Source organism: Algoriphagus aquatilis, assembly GCF_042657405.1.
Classification (GTDB): domain Bacteria; phylum Bacteroidota; class Bacteroidia; order Cytophagales; family Cyclobacteriaceae; genus Algoriphagus; species Algoriphagus aquatilis.
The window spans coordinates 97,254-118,445 of record NZ_JBHSKS010000002.1 but is presented as its reverse complement, the minus strand read 5'-3'; the positions used below and the strand labels follow the sequence as shown (position 1 = coordinate 118,445).

Here is a 21,192-nt window from a genome sequence, read left to right as displayed (position 1 = left end):
TGACCCACAGTTTCAATTGAGAGTACTGAAGTAAGTCAAATGACACACAGTTTCACCATCTAGTGGCCCACCGTTTCAACTGTGAGAAGTAGATATTTTACACTTTCGGTACATCCAATTTTTTTACTTCATCCTACATTAGAAATCTATATCACTTTGTAATTATGAGCTCCCTCAAGATTTTCTTTCTCCTATCGTTTGCTATTTTCATTCCCCTCCTCTCCTTTTCCCAAGACCGGGTCACAGGAAAAACCTTTACCACCAGATCAGAAGTCATTGCTCAAAACGGCATGGCAGCCACCGCCCAACCTCTTGCCACGCAGGTTGCATTGGACATCCTGAAAAAAGGCGGTTCGGCCATGGATGCAGCCATCGCTGCCAATGCCATGCTGGGTTTGGTAGAACCTAACGGCTGCGGAATCGGCGGTGATGTCTTTGCGATCATCTGGGATGCCAAAACCAAGAAGCTCTACGGATTCAATGGCAGTGGCCGTGCACCGGAATTACTGACTATGGACGTATTCAAGGAAAAGGGATTAAACACGGTGCCTTTACTCGGACCTTTACCCGTATCGGTTCCGGGATGTGTAGACGGTTGGTTTGAGATGCACAAGCGGTTTGGGAAACTTTCCATGCAGGAAATCCTCCAGCCTTCTATCGATTATGCCAACAACGGCTTTCCGATAACCGAAGTGATTGCTTGGCAAATGGATCACATGTGGCCTGAGATGCAGGACATTCCAGGTTTCCGAAAAACTTTTATGCCTAATGGCAAAAACACCCCTCGAAAAGGGGAAGTCTTCAAAAATCCGGACCTAGGCAGAACTTACTCCTTGATCGCCAAGGAAGGTAGATCCGCTTTTTATGAAGGTGAAATCGCCCGAACTATAGACCGATTTATGAAAGAAAACGGAGGCTATCTCCGCTATGAAGATCTGAAAAAGCACACCTCCGAATGGGTGGAACCCGTCAGCACCAATTACCGCGGATACGACGTATGGGAACTTCCGCCAAACGGACAAGGAATTGCAGTTCTACAAATGCTGAATATCCTCGAAGGTTATGATATCCGATCCATGGGCTTTGGCAGTGCTGAATACCTGCATGTGCTGACCGAAGCCAAGAAATTAGCATTCGAGGACCGCGCAAAATTCTATGCCGATCCGGCATTCAATCAAATCCCGGTGGAAAAATTGATCTCCAAAGATTACGCAGCCGAACGCCGAAAGCTTATCGATCCAAACAAGGCAGCAACAGCCTATCCTGCAGGGGAAATCGAAAAAGGAAACACTACCTACCTCACTGTGGCGGACAAGGAAGGCAATATGGTTTCCTTTATCCAAAGCATATACGATGAGTTTGGGTCGGGCATGGTTCCCGATGGATTAGGTTTTGTCTTGCAAAACAGAGGTCAACAATTCAATGTCCAAGATCCAAACCATTGGAACTCCCTAGCCAAAGGGAAGCGTCCTTTTCATACCATTATCCCGGCTTTTGTCACCAAAGATGGAGAGCCTCTGATCAGCTTTGGTCTGATGGGTGGATCGGTTCAGCCTCAGGGACATACTCAGATTGTGGTCAACCTGATTGATTTTGGTATGAATCTGCAGGAAGCAGGCGATGCGCCAAGAATGCGGCATAACGGTTCATCAGAACCGACTGGCTCAAAAATGACCAATGGAGGCTCGCTTAACCTGGAAAGCGGATTTTCCTATGAAGTCATCCGCAAGCTCAAGGAAATGGGCCATCGGGTAGAATACACCGTAGGTCATTATGGCGGGTACCAAGCCATCTATTATGACAAGGTCAACAAAGTCTATATCGGTGCCTCTGAATCCAGAAAGGACGGACAGGCGGCGGGTTATTAGATAGGGCTATGGAGATTTTCTGAGATTCTTTATTTTTCTCAAAAAGAAAGCTACATTCTGAAACATCGGATCTTCTCGCAAGATCCTATTCTCCTTTTTGAATCTCTTCTCCGAAAATCTCCTTCACTACCCAACCTTTACCCCATTCCTCTTTTTCTTTCTCAGTCCAGAGTTCAGGGAAAAAGATCACTTTCTGGAATCTTGGAGGCAGGTATTTCTGCCAGTTGGTTCCGCCTGTAGCAGCAATGTCTACCGGGTCTCTTTGCAGGTATCGGACAGCAGATTTGTAATGCGCCAACGGCCAAAAAACATTGGCTTTGAGATCAAATTGACGCATTAGCTCGGTCATTTCTTTGGAAGGATTTTCAAGTTCCATGTACTTTTGCCATAAGTTTTTTCGGCGGTAATCATCTATCAACTCAATGAGTTTCTTACCATACTTGGCCTCAAAGTTTTTCAGTGTAAGTGTTTTTTGACCCGTAGCCAACTCAATCGCTCCCTGCTGCCAATACAGATGGTCAAATAAGTCGTCGGAAGGGCTATGGTAATCAAATTCAGTTCTTTTGCTCAAGGTGATCAGGTGAAAAGCATCCGTAGCCATTAATTCTATTTCCCTGAATTGGGCACTTTGAAAACCTGAAGATGGCAACAAGGACATCCGAAATTTGAGAAATTGTTCTTTCTCCATTCCTTTCCACATCATGGCAAAGGAACTAATCAGATGATCAAAATACATTAGAATTCGCTCTAGCCGGGCTTGAAAAAATTTCTCGGTAATTGGATTTTGATCTGCAATTTGCTCCATCTCGGAGATGATCAATTTGAAATACAGCTCAGTAATCTGATGATAAATGATAAAAATCTTTTCATCCTTGAAGCTCGTTTTGGGTTGCTGAAGCGACAAAAGCGTATCCAGATTGATATATTCCCAATAGGTCAAATAGTCTGCATATAGCAATCCCTCGAGGTAGGATAGCATATCCTGACCTGATGCTTTGAATTTTTCTTGAAGCTGATGGATTTTCTCTAAAATTTTTGGGTCAAATTGGGTTTCGTACATGGGATTTTTAGTCAAAAAGGTAGTTTTTTCAGCGCCTTTCTCCTTAATTTCGAAACCAAAGAGCGGCCATGATGCCGACAAAATTGACTTATTCCCAATTATAAACCAAATATTCTATGGAGGTGGCAGCGATCCAGAAATCCCTAAAACAGGATCTTTTTGAAGGGGTGGATTTTCTAGACATTGACGACTTGCTCACAGAGGAGCAGATTTTGATAAGATCTTCAATCAGGGATTTTGTAAAAAAAGAAATCTCTCCCTACATCGAGGATTGGGCTCAAAAGGCATATTTTCCCTACGAAATAGTCAAGAAGTTTGGAGAAGTAGGTGCTTTTGGCCCACAGCTTCCGGTTGAATACGGCTGTGGTGGATTGGATTACATTTCCTACGGCTTGATTATGCAAGAAATTGAGCGGGGTGATTCCGGAATGAGATCAACAGCTTCCGTGCAAGGTTCATTGGTGATGTATCCCATCTACAAGTTTGGTACAGAAGAGCAGCGGAAAAAGTACCTTCCCAAACTGGCCTCCGGCGAATTGCTAGGTTGCTTTGGCTTGACCGAACCTGATCATGGCTCCAACCCAAGTGGTATGGTCACCAATTTCAAAGATATGGGTGATCACTACCTGCTCAATGGTGCCAAGATGTGGATTTCCAATTCTCCAAAAGCAGATATTGCAGTCGTTTGGGCAAAAAATGAAGAAGGCAGAATTCACGGGTTGATTGTAGAGCGTGGCATGGAAGGTTTTTCCACCCCTGAAACTCACAATAAATGGTCACTTCGTGCCTCTTGCACCGGTGAGTTGGTATTTGATAATGTCAAAGTGCCAAAGGAAAACCTCCTTCCTGGCAAATCAGGGCTTGGTGCCCCAATGATGTGTTTGGATTCTGCGAGGTTTGGAATTGCTTGGGGTGCGATCGGGGCTGCAATGGATTGCTATGAATCTGCAAGACGCTATGCTGCCGAGCGAATCCAGTTTGGAAAACCCATTGGCGCTTTTCAGCTAACTCAAAAGAAACTTTCTGAAATGCTTACCGAAATCACTAAGGCGCAGCTTTTGGCTTGGAAAGTGGGAAAAATGATGAATGAAGGAAAAGCGAAAACAGTCCATATCTCCATGGCCAAGCGCAATAATGTGGAAATGGCGCTAAATATCGCCCGTGAAGCCCGTCAAATCCACGGAGGAATGGGAATTACCGGCGAATATCCAATCATGAGACACATGATGAACCTTGAATCCGTCATCACCTACGAGGGTACACATGATATCCACCTCCTAATCTTAGGAAATGAGATAACAGGAATTCCAGCTTTCAAATAACAAAAAATCTCGGCCGATGGCCGGGATTTTATTTTAGGGTAAAATAAGAATTCCTTGTTTTGAGATGTCTGATCAAAACAGCATCCCGGCTATAGTCGCTGTCATCAAACAAGCCAATGATGCCGCCATCAATGACTTAAGCCCAAGCCTACTGAGATTTCCCTGCTGATTGGGTGCAATAATCGATATGCCTCCAAGTTGGATAGCAATCGAACTGAAATTGGAGAAACCGCAAAGTGCATAAGTGGCTATAACCACAGATTTTCCGCTTATTGAGGCGGCTTCTTTCATATCAGCCAAACTTAAATAAGCTACAAATTCGTTGATGACCGTTTTTTGGCCCAAAAGACTGCCGACTTGAAGCGTGTCAACCCATTCGACCCCGATCACCCACGCAAAAACACGAAAGATCTGACCAAAAATATATTCTAAAGAAAACCCTTTAAACTGGCCACTGGTAGAGCTATCTACCCAGGCATTAAGTCCGGTTACCTCTCCAATCAGGCCACTGAGTCCATAATTTACGGCAGCAATGACCGCGATAAATGCAAGTAACATCCCTCCAACATTAAGAGATAATTTTAGACCTTCTGCAGCACCAATAGACATGGCATCAATGAGGTTCACGCCCATCGCTTCTTTATTGACTTCCAGTTTGTCTTGAACGATTTCTTTCTCGGTTTCAGGTATGAAAATTTTGGAAAGTACAATTGCTGCAGGGGCATTCATTATGGATGCTCCCAAAAGATAGGCCGCGAATTTACTCTGTTCCTCTAGACTATCTCCGCCCAAAAATGCGACATAGCCAGCCAACACACCTCCTGCGATGGTAGCCATTCCTCCTGTCATGAGGCACATTAGCTCAGATTTACTCATCTGAGGGATAAATGGGCGAACCAAAAGTGGCGCTTCGGTCTGTCCCAAGAATATATTTCCAGCTGCGGAAAGAGACTCTGGACCTGAAAGTCTCATCGTACGGGCCATCACCCAAGCAATCCCATAGACAATCTTTTGCAAGATGCCTAGGTAATACAGACCGGAGGATACCGTGGAAAAGAAAATGATGGTGGGTAAAACTTTAAAGGCAAAAATAAATCCGAAGCTATCACCTGCCAGATCACCGAAAATAAATCTGGCACCCGCTTCACTAAAGCTCAAAAACTTGACAAATCCTTCCGAAAGCAGCTGAAAGCCATCTTTTACAAACTCAACCTTGGTAATTAAAAATCCAAATACCAATTGAAGCGAAATGCCAATGATGACTAATCTCCAGTCAATTTTTTTACGATTGGATGAAAAAATAAAAGCCACCAATACAATGACGGCCAAACCTAGGGCTCCTCTTAGATACTCCATGCAAGTTGATTGAAACGAGGGCTAAAAATAGGCCAATCTTAGGCAAGAAAAAAGCCCTGAAGAAATTCAGGGCTTGGTTATTAGTTTCTTTTATTGATCTCATCCCGGATTCGGGCTGCCTTTTCATAGTCTTCATTGTTAATCGCCTTTTCCAAAAGCTGATTTAGCTTGTCCAGGCTATAATCTTTTAGCGAACTTTCTTTGGCAGATGACTGCTTTGCAACTGCTGGTTTGGAAGAAGGCTTGGTATCCTCCTTCTTTTCGTCTTCAGAAAACTCCAGCCCTGCCTCTGCCATTACCTTTTCAGCACAGAAAATAGCTGCTCCAAAACGGACTGCGATCGCAATCGCATCAGAAGGCCTACTGTCAATTTCAACTTCGGTAAGGCTGTTTTTACAATGAATCTTCGCATAAAACACCCCTTCTTTCATATCTGAAATGACTATTCGGTCTATTTCAAATTGAAAACTCTCGGCAAACGACTTAAACAAATCATGTGTCATAGGCCGGTTGGGAATTATTTTTTCGATTTCAATGGCAATAGCCTGTGCCTCAAACATTCCGATCACAATAGGCAATCTCCTTATTCCATCCACCTCACCCATGACCAGGGTAAATGATCCTGATTGAGAATGATTGGACGAAAGTCCCAAGATTTCCAGTTCGACCAGCTTTTTCACAAAAATTAAAGTTCTGCTTTAAGTGCTTGAGTAAGTTTAGGTAGTACCTCAAAAGCATCTCCAACAATACCATAATCCGCGGCTTTGAAAAAAGGTGCTTCTGGATCTTTATTGATCACTACGATGCATTTTGAGGAATTAACCCCTGCAAGATGTTGAATCGCACCTGAAATTCCTACTGCGATGTATAAACTAGGCGCAACTTTTACCCCTGTTTGGCCAACATGCTCATGATGAGGTCTCCAACCAATATCTGACACAGGCTTTGAACAACCGGTAGCAGCCCCGAGAGTTTTGGCCAAGTCTTCAATCATTCCCCAGTTTTCAGGGCCCTTCATTCCTCGACCACCTGAGACCACAATATCTGCCTCCGGTAGTAATACTTCACCGGTAGCTCGTTCAGATGAAACAATTTTGGAAGCAAAATCAGAATCGGGTATAGAAACAGAAAATGCCTCTACCGCAGCAAGAGCTCCATCTTCTTTGAGATCCACCGCATTTTTTTTCACAGCCAAGATTTTGTTTTCCGTGGTTAATGTGGTTTCAGCAAATGCTTTTCCGGTGTAAATGCTTCTTTTGACTACGTAAGTAGATCCTAGGGTTGGTAATTCTACCACGTTGGAAACCAAACCCGCATGAAGCTTGATGGCTAATCGGGCAGCTACCGCATCCCCCAAAGAGGATTTAGCCAAAACCAAGGTTTTAGCCCCAACTGAGGCAAATGCCTGTGCAACAGCTGAAGCATGAGCTTGAATAACACCGGCATTTAATCGCTCATCTGCTGAATGAAGTACTTTGGAAGCTCCAGCTTTACCAACAGATGCAAGTTCTGATGATTCTACACTACCCAATGCAACGGCAATTACATTTCCTTCACCTGTCTTAGCCGACAAGGCATGTGCAAAAGAAACAGCCTCAAGACTGGTCTTTTTCACTTTACCTTCTGCGTGCTCTATATATACTAGAATTGACATATTCTATTGAATTAAAATAAGTTAAACAAAATGAATTAAAGTACTTTGGCTTCGTTTTTCAACAACTTTACCAAATCAGACACTTGGTCTTTGTCTACCAATTTCACCGCACCTTTGGCAGGAGGTAGTTGATAGCCGGTAGCTTCTGCTTGCGTTTCTTGCGAAACCGGTTCTACCACAGTCAAAGGCTTGGTTCTTGCCGACATGATTCCTCTCATATTGGGGATTTTCCATTCAGCAATTGGTTCCTGACAGCCTGCAATCAATGGCAATTGAGCTTCCAAATACTCCTTACCGCCTTCGATTTCGCGGGCCATTTTCACCGTTTTACCTTCCAAATCCAATTTCATGACTGGAGAAAAAGAGGGCATTCCCAACAGCTCTCCTACCATGCCATGAACCATTCCACCATTGAAATCGATGGATTCTCTACCCATTAAAATCAAATCATACCCTCCTGTTTTGGCATAGTGTGCAATTTGGGTTGCCACAAAAAAAGAATCTTTAGGGAAACTGTTAACACGGATAGCATCGTCTGCACCGATAGCCAAGGCTTTTCTTAACGTAGGTTCGGTCTCAGCCTCACCTACATTCAGAGCAGTTAAGGTACCTCCCGTCTGATCACGAAGCTCTACCGCACGGGCCAAAGCATAGTCATCATAGGGACCGATAATAAACTGAACTCCCGCAGTGTCAAACTTGGTATTGTTGGCAGTAAATTGAATCTTGGAAGTCGTATCCGGTACGTGTGTGATACAAACAAGAATCTTCATTGGTTTAGAGTTAGATTATTTTAGATTTATTTCGCGTGAAAATAACAGGCAAAGCCTAATTAAAAAAACAATTCATGAGCTATTTGGACAGGATTCAACTGCTGAGAACTTACATTCTGGAAGAACCTGAAAACCCCTTTAACTATTACGCCTTAGGCTTAGAAATCAGAGAAAAAGATCCTTCCGAAGCAGCCAAAATGTTTGACTACGTATTGGAAAAATTCCCGAATTATCTCCCTGTATATTTCCCCTCTGCACACTTTTTCTTCGAACTGAACGAACTGGAAAAGGCGAAGAAAATCTTCGAAACTGGAATTGATTTGGCTTTGGCTACCCAAGAAGAAAAAGCACTTAAAGAATTGAGAAACGCTTATCAAAACTTTCTATTTGAAACAGATCAAGAATGATCATTTCAACCAAGGTTGAGAAACCGTTGATCAGGGAGTCAACACTATTTTACCAAATTGAGCACCTGCCTTCATTCTATCAAATGCCTCAACTGCATCATGCAACGGAAACACCTGATCAATAACAGGACGGATTTTTTTGGACGATACCAATTCCAGCATTTCTTTAAAATCTTGATCAGAACCCATCGTGGATCCCATGATTTTGAGCTGATTCCAAAAGATCTTCCTAGCCTCAAGTTTGCCGGGATTGCCCATTGTGGCTCCGTAGAAAACGATTTTTCCACCTGGCTTTGCTACAGCAATTAGATTATTCAGCGTATCGCCTGCTGCACCATCAATGATTAGATCAAAACCTCCTGTTTTTTCTAAAGCCTCTTGAGTCCAAGTTTCCAATTTGTAATTGAAAACCCCAGAAATCCCCAAATCCAAAGCCTTAGCCGATTTGGCGTCACTGCTACTGCTGACATAGACTTCTGCCCCCAAAGCTAAGGCAAACTGAGCAGCAAACTGGGCTACTCCTCCACCGATACCTGTTACCAAGACTTTATCTCCGGCTTTTACCTGACCTTGAAACACCAAAGCCCGGTAGGCAGTCAATCCCGCCAAAGGTAAAGCTCCCGCTTCCGCCCAAGATAGGTGTGCCGGTTTTTCATGAAGGCGATCGGCGGGTACTGATACATACTCGGCCAAAGTGCCATTTCTAGGCATTCCTAGGATTTCAAAATCTTTGGATTGAGCGAGTTGGCTTGTGCCCCAATTGATGGCAGGATTGATAATCACTTCTTTACCAATCCAATAAGAGTGTGGATCAGCACCAACACTTTCTACCACACCAGCCCCATCTGAGCCTAATATCACTCCGTTTTTCAGATTGGGATAAAGACCTTTTCTGCTCCACTCATCGCGGTGATTGAGTGCAGCAGCTTTGATTTTGACCACTACCTCCTCTTGATTTGCACTTGGCAACGGTGAATCAATGAACTGGATTTTTGCATCCAATTCATTATTTAAAACAATGCTTTTCATGGATTAAAATGGGGATTTGTCAGTTCCTCCGTTGAATGCCCTGTCAATGTCATCTTCGTTGGCTTTGGAAGACATTTTGATAGTTTGTCCGCTATCGAATGAGGAAACGCCGGATACACTGGATGTGAATTTGGTAGTATAGCCCACTTCACCTGCCTGATTTGGCGGGTAGTTGATTCCCCCATCCAGATCCGTAAACTTGGTATATCGCCCGATAAAACGGAGTTTGACATTCTCCAAAGAACCATTTCGGTGCTTGGCTATAATCACTTCACCTACCCCTGCAGTAGATGCTCCCTCCTCATCCTCGGTGATGCCATAGTATTCGGGACGATAAAGGAACATCACCATGTCAGCATCCTGCTCGATTGCTCCAGATTCACGAAGGTCAGAAAGCTGAGGTCGCTTATCGCCACCCCGAGTTTCTACAGCACGGGAAAGCTGCGAAAGGGCAATGACGGGAATACTCAACTCTTTGGCTATTTTTTTCAAGGCTCGGGAAATGGATGCAATCTCCTGTTCACGGTTACCTCCCTGACCACCGCTTTTCGAATCACCAGACATCAACTGCAGGTAATCAATTACTACCATTTGGATATCATGCTGAGCCTTCAGCTTTCGGCATTTTGCACGGAGTTCCAAGATGGAAAGCGCAGGCGTGTCATCCACAAAAAGCGGCGCTTTGGAAAGCTTGGCCGTCTTATGGACTAGCTGAGCCCATTCATGATCAGCCAAAGTCCCTTTTTTGATCTTCTCAGAATCCAATTCTGCTTCGGAAGAAATGAGTCGGTTTACCAGCTGAACAGCAGACATTTCCAGGGAAAAAATCGCCACGGGTCGGCTATGATCCACGGCGGCATTTCGCAATACCGACAAAACGAAGGCAGTCTTACCCATGGCAGGTCGAGCCGCAATGATGACCAAATCCGATTTTTGCCATCCTGCTGTCACACGATCCAGAGCTGTAAATCCTGAAGGAACACCTGTAAGTCCATCCTTTTGATTTTTCCGCTCTTCAAGTTCGGCAATTGCATCCCGCATGATAGACCGCATGTCGGAGTAGTTTTTCCGAACATTTTTCTCAGATATTTCAAACATGGATTGCTCCATTTTGTCCAAGAGCTCAAATACATCAGTGGTGTCCTCAAATGCGTCTTTTTGAATTTCTGAAGAGATTCGGATTAATTCCCGCTTGATGGATTGCTCGGTGATGATCCGGGCATGGTACTCAATATTGGCAGCCGAAGCTACTTTGGAAGTAAGTTCTGTGACATAAAACGCCCCTCCAGCTATTTCCAAAGCGCCATTTTTTCTCAACTGTGTAGTGACAGTCAATAGGTCGATGGGTTGGCTTTCGGAAAAAAGATCTAAAATCGCCTGAAAAATCACTTTGTGGGATTCCTTGTAGAAGCTCTCTACTTTGAGAATGTCGATGACATTAGTCAAGGCGTCCTTTTCCAGCATCAAAGCACCTAATACTGCTTCCTCAAGTTCAACGGCTTGTGGTGGAATTTTTCCAAGCAGATTAACTGGATTATCGTAAGTGGGTTTTTTCCGGGTGATCCGAGGGGAATTGGTATTCTCTGTCATAAAACAAATGTATCAGCTGGAATGCAAGAGTTTTGAACAAGTTTTCCAAAACTTATCAACATACCACAATCAGCAAAATTCAGGCCTGGGCAGGCAAAGGTTCTTTGTAATAAACCCCATTTCTAAAACCTCTAAACATGGAGCAAAGGATCGCCCAACTAAAATGCCACAACATCTCAGAGACGGGTATACTCATGATTTTGTATCCCAAAATAGGCTCATCATTCAACATTCCATAGGTATCCCAAAAGTGAGGATAAAGGACACCAAACGTGATGTAATAAATCAAAATCACGATCGCCAATGTGGCAAATCCAGAGACCAAGGATATTTTGATCAAATCGGGACGCTGAATCCAAATGTAAACAGCAAGACCCATAAAGGTCAAAAAGGTGACATATCCCGAATGAATCTTGAATACCAAGCTGAAAATGGTCAGGCTTAGGCACCCAATCACCCAAAGAATGAATAGATCCTTGTTTTTGGCCGGGGTCTGACGGTCATAGTCAATTTCCCTTTTGGTAAAGGCAGCATGGATATACCCACCCACCCCAAACATGGCAAACCCAATAATGAAATCCTCAATACCCGGCCAGCCTTCAGCCAAAATCATCGGAGGCCTCCAATAATCATGGAAATACCAAACTTCAGCGATAATCCCCATTAATCCACCTACCAGACCTACTTTGACCATGCCACTTTTCCAGGGACTTTTCAAATAAATCACCCACCATGCCAGGAGGTAGAGTAAGGACATCGTCAAATAGGCGAACTTATCAGGTAACATCTTCAATAAAAATTTAATGGCCGAAAATAGCCAAAATCATACCCTCAAAAAATCCAAAAAATGAAAAATCAGGATATCGACTCCTCTGTATCATTTTCTGGTTAAGTTTGAAGGCTTAATAATTCCAAGATTTTTCACCTTATGAACAATTATCATTTCATCGCAATTGGTGGCGCAGTGATGCATAATCTTGCCCTTGCATTGGTACAAAAAGGTTATCAAGTCACCGGCAGTGATGATGAGATCTACGAACCCTCACGAACCCGACTCGAAAAGGCAGGAATTTTACCTGAAAAATTGGGTTGGTACCCTGAAAAAATCAATCCTGAGCTCAATGGAATCATTCTGGGTATGCATTCCCGGATAGACAATCCTGAGCTGGTTCGCGCGCAAGAATTGGGCATCCCGGTATTTTCGTTTCCCGAGTTCATTTACAATCAAAGCCAAAACAAAAAACGCATAGTCATAGCCGGTTCACACGGAAAAACGTCCATCACCTCCATGATTCTCCATGTACTCAAGGATCAGGGAGTAGATTTTGATTACTTGGTAGGAGCACAAATTGAGGGATTTGAACTGATGGTCAGGCTTTCGGATGCACCTGTAATCGTCATCGAAGGCGATGAATACCTGACTTCTCCCATTGACCGAACTCCAAAATTCTTCCACTACCATCACGACATCGCTTTGGTCAGCGGAATCGCTTGGGATCATTTTAATGTCTTTCCTGATTTTGAAGAGTATAAAGCACAGTTTTCCAAGTTGATGGACAAAACACCTGCTGACGGAAAGTTAATCTACTGTGAGGTAGATCCATTGGTAAAAAGTGCTGCTAAACAATCTTCGACTCAAGGTCAAAAAGTTCCTTACAAGGCACATTTAGCGCGTATCCAAGAAGGAAAAACCTACCTAATTACCTCTACAGGAGAAGTCGAAATCGGAATTTTCGGAGACCACAATCTTCAGAATCTCCAAGGTGCGCTCTACATCTGTGAATCTCTGGGTGTAAAACCTTCACTATTTTACCAATCCATTCAGACATTTAAGGGGGCAGCTAAAAGACAAGAGATTTTAGCGAAAGGAGAAACTGGAATCCTGTTCAGAGACTTTGCTCACGCGCCGTCCAAACTCAAGGCCACCGTCAATGCAGTGAAAAATCAGTTTCCCGAGCGAAAGCTGATTGCTGTTCAGGAATTACACACCTATTCCTCGCTCAACAAGGCTTTTCTTCCAAACTATGCGAATAGCATGGATGAGGCCGATGTGGCTGTCATCTATCTCAATCCGCATGCAGTTGCCCTCAAAAAGCTGGAATTGATGGATGAAGAGACCTTGAGAAAAGGATTTAAAAGAAAAGATTTGATCCTATTTACAGAAAGTGCAGCTTTAAAAGATTTTCTCCTGTCACAGGATTTTTCCCATACCAACTTGCTTTTGATGAGTTCGGGCAACTATGACAACCTTGATCTCGAACCGTTAAAAGCCAAATTTCAAACTCATGAAGCTTAACATTAAAAACCCCATTGCATTTTTTGACCTGGAAGCTACAGGTACGAATGTGTCCACTGACCGAATTGTTGAGATTTCGATCGTCAAACTCACACCCGACGGTGGTCAGCAAATCTATACCCGAAGAGTCAATCCCGGTATTCCTATTCCTTTGGAAGCCTCACTTATTCACGGTATCTACGATAAAGACATCAAAAATGAACCCAGCTTCAAAGACATAGCACGTGAGGTCTTCAACTTTATCGGACAGTCGGATTTAGCAGGTTTCAATGTATTGAAATATGATATTCCATTATTGGTTGAAGAGTTTTTGAGGTCAGGGATCGATTTTGATCTCGACAGACGCAATCTGTTGGATGCGCAAAAGATCTTTCATCTGATGGAAAAGCGCAATCTAAGCGCAGCTTACAAATTTTACTGCGGTAAGAAACTCGAAAACGCACACAGCGCAGAAGCTGATACACTTGCTACTGTAGATGTATTCCGAGCACAAATCGAGCGATACCTTGGTGAAGAGGTAGAAGATCTTCAGGGAAACAAGCTTGGAGTCTTTGAAAACGACATGAAAAAAATCCACGAACTTGTGAATGAAAAAATGGTCGATCTCGCGGGTCGATTTGTCTTCAATTCACAAGGGCAAGAAATTTTCAACTTTGGAAAACACAAAGGAAAAACTATTGAGCAGGCACTCAAGGAAGAACCAGGCTACTACGAGTGGATGATGAAAGGTGATTTCCCGCTCGATACCAAGCGAAAACTGACTCAAGTGAAGCTAAGAGCACTCACGAATCGATAAAGAAGTTATTGGGGATTGAGTTATTTGTGAAATAATTCGGGGTTCAAAGGTCGAAGTTGATCAACAACGAACTTTGAACCCCGAACTGTTTTTAACTCCAAGTATTACTTTGCCGCGTTGTAGTACTCCATGGCTTTGGCCATGTTGGCATTGAGTCTATCGATACGTCGGTCTGGACCGGGGTGAGTAGAAAGAAACTCCGGTGGAGCTTCACCACCTGCTGCGGCCATTCTCTCCCAAAACACAGGAGCTTGACGCGGGTCGTAACCTGCCATAGCCATGAAAATCAATCCCATTTCATCTGCCTCCAACTCGTGCTTTCGAGAAAATTTCAGCATGCCTAATTGAGACCCTACACCTACCGATTGAAGGAAAATTTGTTGGGTCAACGTTGGATTTTGGCCCATAGCCGAAGAAAGAGCTCCCACTCCAAAATTCAGCAAGAGACCATTGGACATCCTTTCACGAGCATGAGATGCCACCGCGTGGGCAATTTCATGTCCCATGACCACTGCAAGACCTGTTTCGTCTTTTGTAATAGGCAAAATACCCGTGTAAAACGCAACCTTACCACCAGGCATACACCAAGCATTAATTTGCTCGCTTTCTAGCAGATTAAATTCCCAAGCCAGTTCACTTACCAGCTCACCATATCCATTGTCGGTCAGGTATTTTTCAACGGATGCAGCCATTCTTTTACCGACTCTCACTACCATCTGACCATCTTTGGTAGTAGTGAGGACCTTATTGGCTTTTAAAGCTTTTTGGTATTCTTCATTTACCAGTGGCTGAAGTTCCGCATTAGGTACTAGAGCCAGTTGACTTCTACCGGTCAATGGCACTTTGGCACAAGAGTACATGAGCAATCCGAGTGCAAAAATCAGGGCTAACTTTTTCATAATATCTCTAATAATTAGTGTTAGGTAAAATTTCAAAAAGGATACCAAGGTTCGGTACCGCGACAAATTTTGTTAATTTGACTCAAATTCCAGTTTTCCAAATTTGAATACCATGAAAACACTTTCGCAGGATGCTATAAGTTACCGAAATAAAATGACTAACCCCTACATTTTTTGGTTGGCCATGCTTGTCAAGTTGCCCTCAGCTATTTTCTGGAGATTGAGAGTCAGAACACTGGAAATGGAATCCTGCGAAGTCACCATCCCCTACTTTTGGAGGTCTCAAAATCCCTTCAAATCCATCTACTTCGCTGCTTTGGCTGGTGCAGCAGAGCTTAGCACAGGGGCTCTTTGCCAATTGGCGCTTGCAGGAAAGGGCAGCTTCAGCATGCTCGTGGTTGATTTTCGGGCTGAATATTTCAAAAAGGCAAATACCAAAATCACCTTTACCTGTGATCAGGGAACAGCGCTTTTTGAATTGATTGAAAGCATGGAACCTGGAGCCACAGATCAGCTGACCATGGTTTCTACTGGAAAAAACTCCTCAGGGGAAACCGTCGCCAAATTTTACATCACTTGGTCTTTCAAAAGGAAAAGCTAATTTCCAAGGAAGCTTTCGATTCTGAAAAACTCAGAAAGGGCCTCCAAAACCCGCTCTTTATTCCAGTCCAAAAAGTCATGGCTTTGGTGAAATTCATTGAATCGGATTATCAACTGATCCCATTTGGACCGGTCTAATTGGTATTTAGCCATTAATTCAGTCCTTACTGAATCCGAGTCAATCACTTCCAGATAACCTGCACGCCGTCTCAGCCAATCCAATTTTTCCTCATATTCCCTCAGCTGTCGGTTGCGCTTAGTGAAGTAGCTGATAGGTCCGTAAATAGTGAAATTGGGATTAGGGGAAAATTTATCTGCACCACCCGTAATCTCCTGACTCAACTTTTGTTCGGTGTATTCTTCATTTTCGACCAACGTCAATTTGCCATCTCTGAATCGAAAACGGTAAGGCTCAGCTTTGACCTGAAACGTGGGCAGTAATCTGGCGCGATCCTGGAGCTCCAAAAGAAAAAACTTCTCCTCTCCCAAGATTTGCTTTCGCTCTATAAATCCAGGGAAAGTCAAGGTAAGTGTATCGCCAAGAAATGCCTGAATGGAAAAATATCCTCGGGCGTTGGTTACTGTTTTTCCTTTTCCCGCTATCGAAACTTCCACCCCTTCGAGGTATTTTTTATCCCAAGCATCAATGACATTTCCAGAATAGGAACTTTGAGCAAATGATTGCCCGGCGATCAGTAGGAAAAAGAATAGAAGTGAAGGTGATTTCATGAAGACTCAAAAGTAGGAAGTGTTAGCCTAGCGAAAAATGAATCGCTGTTAAAGAACGTCAAGAGAGCAGATTTTCTCGAGACTTGTAGTAGCCTAAATCTTTACCTTTGGATTATGAAGTATTCACTGACCCGAATTGCCCCGACCCCTAGCGGTTTTCTTCACCTTGGCAATGCCTATTCGTTTCTACTCACTCAGGCTTTAGCCAAAAAACATGGAGCAAAGATTTTGTTAAGAATTGACGATTTGGATAGGGAACGGTACCGACCGGAGTATGTACAGGATATCTTTGACACGCTTGATTTCCTAGAGATCCCAATTGACCTCGGGCCAAAATCGATTCATGAAGTAGAAACCCAATGGTCTCAAGTGCACCGTATGCAACTCTACGAATATGCATTGACCAAATTACGGTCGACTGGAAAAGTGTTTTCCTGTGACTGCTCGAGAAATAAAATCCAGCAAATAGATTCCCGGGGGTACTATTTGGGACAATGCCTGGATCGCAGAATCCAGCTGGACAAACCCGATACAGCTTGGCGAGTGAATACGCTAGAGGCAGATTTCACCCAATTCACCGAATACCCGAGTCTTCAAAAAACTGACCTGATACCCGAGGAGACGGCTTTCTATGTAGTGAGAAAAAAGGACAGACTTCCTGCCTATCACCTGACCTCGGTAGTAGATGACCTTCATTTTGGGGTAGACTTAATTGTAAGGGGAAAAGATCTCTATGCCTCTACCTTAGCACAACTTGACTTGGCCAGACTATTAGGAGAAGAGCGATTTGGAAAAATCACCTTTCTCCATCACGAACTGATCAAAGGGCCCAATCAGTCCAAACTTTCCAAATCAGCAGGTGATACTTCTCTTCAGTTTTTGCGAAAGGAAGGAAAAAAACTTCAGGACATTCATTTGCTTCTCGCAAAAATGCTGGGAAAAGAACAAGAGTTTCTAGACCACCAAGACCTCAATCAGCTTTTTTCATTTTAACCCGGAATATGCATTAGAATTCCTATTACGAGGTAAAAATGCTTTAAAATCAACCGCTTTGCTGCATTTAACTCATTCACCAGAGCGATGCTATGACTCATTCGTTAAATACTTGATTTTCTTGCATTTTTTCCTCTCACTACGGACCCTAATGCAAAATCCGGGTTTAAAAAAAATGGCCCCAAACTAGATTCGGGGCCATTTCTAGCATTCAGTTTAACTTTTTCTTATTTGTATTTCGCAGGCTGACCTGGTGCTACAGCGGATTTTTGGATGAATTGGCGGATATCTTCATTGGAAGTCGCCAAATCCTCCGCTCTTAGATACATCATGTGACCGGAACGGTAGCCTTTGAAATCAATACGGTTTTTCATTTTCCCATTGGGATCGATGTGCCAGGTGCTGTATTTCGCATTGAAATAATCCGTACCCCCATCATAATAACCAGACTGTACCATCAGATGTAAGTATGGATTTTGTCTCATAGCCGTTCCCAAGTCATTTCCGGTTGTCTCATTGCTTCTGTCCCAAGGATTGACAGGGCCAAACAAGTTGTAGGTCAGGTCTGTGTTAAACTTTAGGACGTTTTTAGCATAGTGATTGAATGCCGGAGCAAAAGCATGATTCCAGCTCGTCAAAGCAGGATCAAAATCGTAGACCGAACCCCCTTCCATTCTGTCAAAACCCTTGTATCGGCTATCCAATCTGCCTACGGTCATTCCGTCTCTTTCTCTGAGCAATTCTTTCCAGAAAAAGCTTGTTGGCACCATTAGGTTGTATTGTAGGATAGCTTCTTTTTTCAAACCAGAGTAATAAGCCATCTTGGTAGCAATCGCATCACGCTCTGCTTCCGAAAGCATGCCTCCTTTGGTCATGGCAGGAAGAATCTCATTGATGGCCATCGGTTCTACGATCGCTAGGATTTCATCCAGATCTTTAGCCTGAAGTTCGGCAGGAAGTGCCTTATGGTACCAAGCCGTAGCGGCATAGTATGGCCAATAGTTCGCCATTTTCACAGGACCACCTCTCTCAAGTCCCATATCGGTTGGGGATACCAAAATCACCCCATTAAAATACATCCAGTGGGAATTTTGGAGTTGAGAAACTAAACCTGCCACTCGGGTGGTGCCGTAGCTTTCTCCGATCAGGTACTTTGGCGAAACCCATCTGTTTTGACGGGTCACAAAGGTATTCACCCAATCTGCCAAGTATTTGATATCCGCATTGATCCCAAAAAAGGTGCTACGTGGCGTATCTTCCTTCACAATTCGGGAATAGCCCGTATTTACAGGATCCACATAGACAATATCTGCCACATCAAGAATGGAATGTGGGTTAGACTTGGTGCCATACGGCTGTACCGGATATCCCTCATCGTCGATATTCAGGATTACTGGCCCAGTGTAAGCCAAGTGCATCCAGATAGAAGCCGAACCCGGACCGCCATTGAAAGAAATCACCAGAGGTCTTTTGGTTTTGTCGGCAATATCGGTACGCTCGTAGTAGGTATAAAAAAGGGAAGCGATAGGCTCTCCCTTATCATCCCAAACTGGCTGGGTACCTGCAGTGGCTTTATAAGGCACCCGCTTGCCTTTGATAGTGACTTCGGCGGTAGATTCCACTTTGGATTCCACTTCGATTTTTCTGGTCGTCTGGGCAAAAACTACTGTTACAAAAAGTAGTAGCAGCATGCTCAAGTAAATTTTTCTCATAGGTATCTCATTGATTATTGGGTTAGAAATTAGAGGTAATTCGTGATTTTTTAGGGCTCATTTTACAGGAATGGAAAATTAATGTTCCTTTCTCAGGTTGCTGGTGCCGACTAATTTGGAAATAACAATTGCAGGATAGAGAATACCGACTGCCGACAGAAAAACCGAAATCATCTTGGATACAATGTTTACCGGGATGTAATCTCCAAAGCCTACTGTCGTCAATGACACCAGACTGAAATAAATATAGGCTGAGTAATCATTGTCCAAACCACTGAATTCATGCAGTCCTGAGATCGAATCTCCCAGGAGCAAATTGGTGATCTCAAATGAAAAGGCTCCTAAAATCGCCAAGAGCAAATAGACATTTATAGCTCCTATGACTCGGTAAAAATTGATCTCATCATTTCTGAATAAAATCCTGAAATTCAGAAATATGAATACAATCATATTCAGTAAGCCTATCACTCGCTCTGCCAGATAAAACTCTACGGGCAAATCACTAAACCTCAAAAAACGAAGGATCAGTTGGGTAAAAAACAAGCTGGAGGTTAGCAAAATCAAGAAGCTATTGGTGGATGACCAAATCCCTGTAAAAAACAGAAACAAGAACACCACATTGACAAAAATCAATTCTACTTGCTGAAATTCTATCAGAATTGGAAGTACAAAAACGGTGAATAGGAGTACCAACAACAAGACTACGAAACTAGCGTCTGTCAGCCAGTAGTTATTGATATGTTTGACCAGTCTTTGTAAATGCTTTCTCATCTATTCAAGAGAAAATGGTGATTTGTCCGGTCAAAACCTGAACCGCTTTTCCTTGAATAAAAACCCGATCGTCGTGCTTTTCAAGAAAAAGCTCCCCTCCTCTTTTGCTGGCTTGGTATGCCCTCAACTGAGTTTTTCCTGTCTTTTGATTCCAATAATCCATCAGCGCGCAGTGTGCAAATCCGGTGACCGGATCTTCTGGCACACCGACATTTGGACCGAAAAACCGACTTACAATATCATAGGAATCCCCTTTGGCCGTAATGATAAATCCTTCCTCACTGTGGGCTGCAATGAGAGCTAAATCGGGCACTAATTCTCTGACAGCCTGTTCATTTTCCAACTCAAAAATCCAGTTTTTCTTCAGTTGAGCGGCTTGAATGATCTTTTTCCCAAACAAATCAGCTGAGAAAAAGGGATGCGTATCTGTGTAAGTAGGAAGCAGTGGAAAATCCATGATGGATCCTTCGGCACTGCACTTCACTCTCAATTCTCCGCTTCGGGTCTGAAATCTCACCGTCTCTCCTTCTTTTGACCAGCCAGATTGGAGCATCCAGTGGGAAGAAGCCAAGGTAGCATGACCGCAAAGGTCGATCTCGAGTGTGGGCGTAAACCAACGAAGAGAAAAATTCCCATGCTCCTGAGTTCGCTCCACAAAAGCCGTCTCGCTGAGGTTCATCTCCATGGCGATCGCCTGCATCTGTTCCTTGGACAGGGCCTGCTCCAAAAGACAAACTCCGGCTGGATTTCCGGAAAATGGCTTTGAGGTGAACGCATCCACCACTGCAATAGGGATTTGCAACATTAATATCGGTCGTTTAAAACTTGAACATGGTGAATAAAATGGCCTGCAATAATCCAAAGCAAAGCCCTTGGGGTGATTGGCTTTCCGTTGGCTTGTCCTTGGACATCTAGCGTTTCTTCGGAAAGTGTCTTCACCAAGGTAAGCAAAGCTCTTCGCTGTGCCTCAAAGTCCTCCAACAAATCTTCCAGTGAGTTCTTTGAAAAATCAGCAGACTGTACGTATTCATTTTCATCAAATCCGGGAAGGGATTGTTTTTCTCCCCGGGCAAAACATAAGGCCCGAAACGTCATGATTCGCTCGGTATCGATCATGTGTCCCAAAACTTCCTTTGGGGTCCATTTGCCTTGCGCATAGGCGATGGATTCCCAGCCTAGTGGCTTAGAGGCAAAGAGATTGCGAATTTCAATAAGCTGACTTAGGATCAATTCGGAATAATCCGCTGGCGGAACTATATCCAAGTAGGTCTCATAGTAGCTGGGATATTCGCCTTTTTTGGGGAGAGAGAATGTCTTCATGTAATTTTTTGAGAGAA

General features: G+C 43.5%; 21 protein-coding genes. 7 read left to right on the top strand and 14 right to left on the bottom strand.

Annotated features, from left to right (window positions below):
- Positions 1–164 precede the first annotated feature (164 nt).
- Positions 165–1,868, top strand: coding sequence for a gamma-glutamyltransferase (gene ggt / locus ACFPIK_RS02815; RefSeq protein WP_377912003.1), 1,704 nt, complete (start codon positions 165–167; stop codon positions 1,866–1,868).
- 85 nt (positions 1,869–1,953) lie between these two features.
- Here ggt and ACFPIK_RS02810 read toward each other — a convergent pair whose 3' ends face one another.
- The gene (locus ACFPIK_RS02810) at positions 1,954–2,928 is read right to left on the bottom strand and encodes a tryptophan 2,3-dioxygenase family protein (protein ID WP_377912001.1); all 975 of its coding nucleotides are present in this window, start codon (positions 2,926–2,928) and stop codon (positions 1,954–1,956) included.
- A 116-nt stretch (positions 2,929–3,044) separates the two neighbouring features.
- Here ACFPIK_RS02810 and ACFPIK_RS02805 point away from each other — a divergent pair, with 116 nt between their 5' ends.
- Positions 3,045–4,250 (top strand): acyl-CoA dehydrogenase family protein, encoded by a 1,206-nt coding sequence (locus ACFPIK_RS02805; protein WP_377911999.1) that lies wholly within the window; start codon positions 3,045–3,047, stop codon positions 4,248–4,250.
- 72 nt (positions 4,251–4,322) lie between these two features.
- On the opposite strand, the gene ACFPIK_RS02800 is transcribed toward ACFPIK_RS02805, so the two are convergent.
- From ACFPIK_RS02800 to ACFPIK_RS02785, 4 genes are all read right to left on the bottom strand, one after another.
- Positions 4,323–5,606 (bottom strand): NupC/NupG family nucleoside CNT transporter, encoded by a 1,284-nt coding sequence (locus tag ACFPIK_RS02800; protein WP_377911997.1) that lies wholly within the window; start codon positions 5,604–5,606, stop codon positions 4,323–4,325.
- An 80-nt stretch (positions 5,607–5,686) separates the two neighbouring features.
- The gene (locus tag ACFPIK_RS02795) at positions 5,687–6,286 is read right to left on the bottom strand and encodes a bifunctional nuclease family protein (RefSeq protein ID WP_377911995.1); all 600 of its coding nucleotides are present in this window, start codon (positions 6,284–6,286) and stop codon (positions 5,687–5,689) included.
- Positions 6,287–6,291: 5 nt separating this feature from the next.
- A complete protein-coding gene (locus tag ACFPIK_RS02790) occupies positions 6,292–7,260 on the bottom strand; it encodes an electron transfer flavoprotein subunit alpha/FixB family protein (RefSeq protein WP_377911993.1) in 969 nt (322 codons plus the stop codon).
- Between the two features lie 35 nt (positions 7,261–7,295).
- Complete coding sequence (locus tag ACFPIK_RS02785) at positions 7,296–8,033, bottom strand: electron transfer flavoprotein subunit beta/FixA family protein (protein WP_377911991.1); 738 nt, start codon at positions 8,031–8,033, stop codon at positions 7,296–7,298.
- Between the two features lie 74 nt (positions 8,034–8,107).
- Between ACFPIK_RS02785 and ACFPIK_RS02780 the strand changes: the two genes are divergently transcribed.
- A complete protein-coding gene (locus ACFPIK_RS02780; protein WP_377911989.1) occupies positions 8,108–8,440 on the top strand; it encodes a tetratricopeptide repeat protein in 333 nt (110 codons plus the stop codon).
- A gap of 30 nt (positions 8,441–8,470) precedes the next feature.
- Here ACFPIK_RS02780 and ACFPIK_RS02775 read toward each other — a convergent pair whose 3' ends face one another.
- The 3 genes from ACFPIK_RS02775 to ACFPIK_RS02765 all read right to left on the bottom strand — a co-directional run bounded on the left by ACFPIK_RS02775 (position 8,471) and on the right by ACFPIK_RS02765 (position 11,846).
- Positions 8,471–9,469 (bottom strand): zinc-binding dehydrogenase, encoded by a 999-nt coding sequence (locus ACFPIK_RS02775; RefSeq protein WP_377911987.1) that lies wholly within the window; start codon positions 9,467–9,469, stop codon positions 8,471–8,473.
- Between the two features lie 3 nt (positions 9,470–9,472).
- The gene (dnaB, locus tag ACFPIK_RS02770; protein WP_377911985.1) at positions 9,473–11,059 is read right to left on the bottom strand and encodes a replicative DNA helicase; all 1,587 of its coding nucleotides are present in this window, start codon (positions 11,057–11,059) and stop codon (positions 9,473–9,475) included.
- A gap of 79 nt (positions 11,060–11,138) precedes the next feature.
- Positions 11,139–11,846 carry a lycopene cyclase domain-containing protein gene (locus ACFPIK_RS02765; RefSeq protein WP_377911983.1) on the bottom strand — a complete coding sequence of 236 codons (708 nt, stop codon included), beginning with the start codon at positions 11,844–11,846 and terminating at the stop codon, positions 11,139–11,141.
- A gap of 141 nt (positions 11,847–11,987) precedes the next feature.
- On the opposite strand from ACFPIK_RS02765, the gene ACFPIK_RS02760 reads away from it, so the two are divergent.
- Both ACFPIK_RS02760 and ACFPIK_RS02755 read left to right on the top strand, forming a co-directional pair.
- Positions 11,988–13,355 (top strand): UDP-N-acetylmuramate--L-alanine ligase, encoded by a 1,368-nt coding sequence (locus tag ACFPIK_RS02760; protein ID WP_377911981.1) that lies wholly within the window; start codon positions 11,988–11,990, stop codon positions 13,353–13,355.
- Complete coding sequence (locus ACFPIK_RS02755; protein ID WP_377911979.1) at positions 13,345–14,151, top strand: exonuclease domain-containing protein; 807 nt, start codon at positions 13,345–13,347, stop codon at positions 14,149–14,151. Before ACFPIK_RS02760 ends, ACFPIK_RS02755 begins: the two co-directional genes overlap by 11 nt.
- A 104-nt stretch (positions 14,152–14,255) precedes the next feature.
- Here ACFPIK_RS02755 and ACFPIK_RS02750 read toward each other — a convergent pair whose 3' ends face one another.
- A complete protein-coding gene (locus tag ACFPIK_RS02750; RefSeq protein ID WP_465251612.1) occupies positions 14,256–15,053 on the bottom strand; it encodes a M48 family metalloprotease in 798 nt (265 codons plus the stop codon).
- Between the two features lie 109 nt (positions 15,054–15,162).
- On the opposite strand from ACFPIK_RS02750, the gene ACFPIK_RS02745 reads away from it, so the two are divergent.
- A complete protein-coding gene (locus tag ACFPIK_RS02745; RefSeq protein ID WP_377911976.1) occupies positions 15,163–15,651 on the top strand; it encodes a DUF4442 domain-containing protein in 489 nt (162 codons plus the stop codon).
- On the opposite strand, the gene ACFPIK_RS02740 is transcribed toward ACFPIK_RS02745, so the two are convergent.
- Positions 15,648–16,379, bottom strand: coding sequence for a peptidase associated/transthyretin-like domain-containing protein (locus ACFPIK_RS02740; RefSeq protein WP_377911974.1), 732 nt, complete (start codon positions 16,377–16,379; stop codon positions 15,648–15,650). The two genes, ACFPIK_RS02745 and ACFPIK_RS02740, sit on opposite strands and share 4 nt — an antisense overlap.
- 114 nt (positions 16,380–16,493) lie before the next feature.
- Here ACFPIK_RS02740 and ACFPIK_RS02735 point away from each other — a divergent pair, with 114 nt between their 5' ends.
- Complete coding sequence (locus ACFPIK_RS02735; protein ID WP_377911972.1) at positions 16,494–17,372, top strand: glutamate--tRNA ligase family protein; 879 nt, start codon at positions 16,494–16,496, stop codon at positions 17,370–17,372.
- 227 nt (positions 17,373–17,599) lie between these two features.
- Here the strand turns inward: ACFPIK_RS02735 and ACFPIK_RS02730 are convergent, their stop codons facing one another.
- The 4 genes from ACFPIK_RS02730 to ACFPIK_RS02715 all read right to left on the bottom strand — a co-directional run bounded on the left by ACFPIK_RS02730 (position 17,600) and on the right by ACFPIK_RS02715 (position 21,175).
- Positions 17,600–19,084: a S10 family peptidase gene (locus ACFPIK_RS02730; protein ID WP_377911970.1), complete on the bottom strand. Its 1,485-nt coding sequence runs from the start codon at positions 19,082–19,084 to the stop codon at positions 17,600–17,602.
- Positions 19,085–19,162: 78 nt separating this feature from the next.
- Complete coding sequence (locus tag ACFPIK_RS02725) at positions 19,163–19,855, bottom strand: potassium channel family protein (RefSeq protein WP_377911968.1); 693 nt, start codon at positions 19,853–19,855, stop codon at positions 19,163–19,165.
- Positions 19,856–19,859: 4 nt separating this feature from the next.
- On the bottom strand, positions 19,860–20,660 hold the full coding sequence (locus ACFPIK_RS02720) for a PhzF family phenazine biosynthesis protein (RefSeq protein WP_377911966.1): 801 nt from the start codon (positions 20,658–20,660) through the stop codon (positions 19,860–19,862).
- Positions 20,660–21,175 carry a DinB family protein gene (locus ACFPIK_RS02715; protein ID WP_377911964.1) on the bottom strand — a complete coding sequence of 172 codons (516 nt, stop codon included), beginning with the start codon at positions 21,173–21,175 and terminating at the stop codon, positions 20,660–20,662. The genes ACFPIK_RS02720 and ACFPIK_RS02715 overlap by 1 nt, the downstream gene beginning before the upstream one ends.
- Between the last annotated feature and the right edge of the window lie 17 nt (positions 21,176–21,192).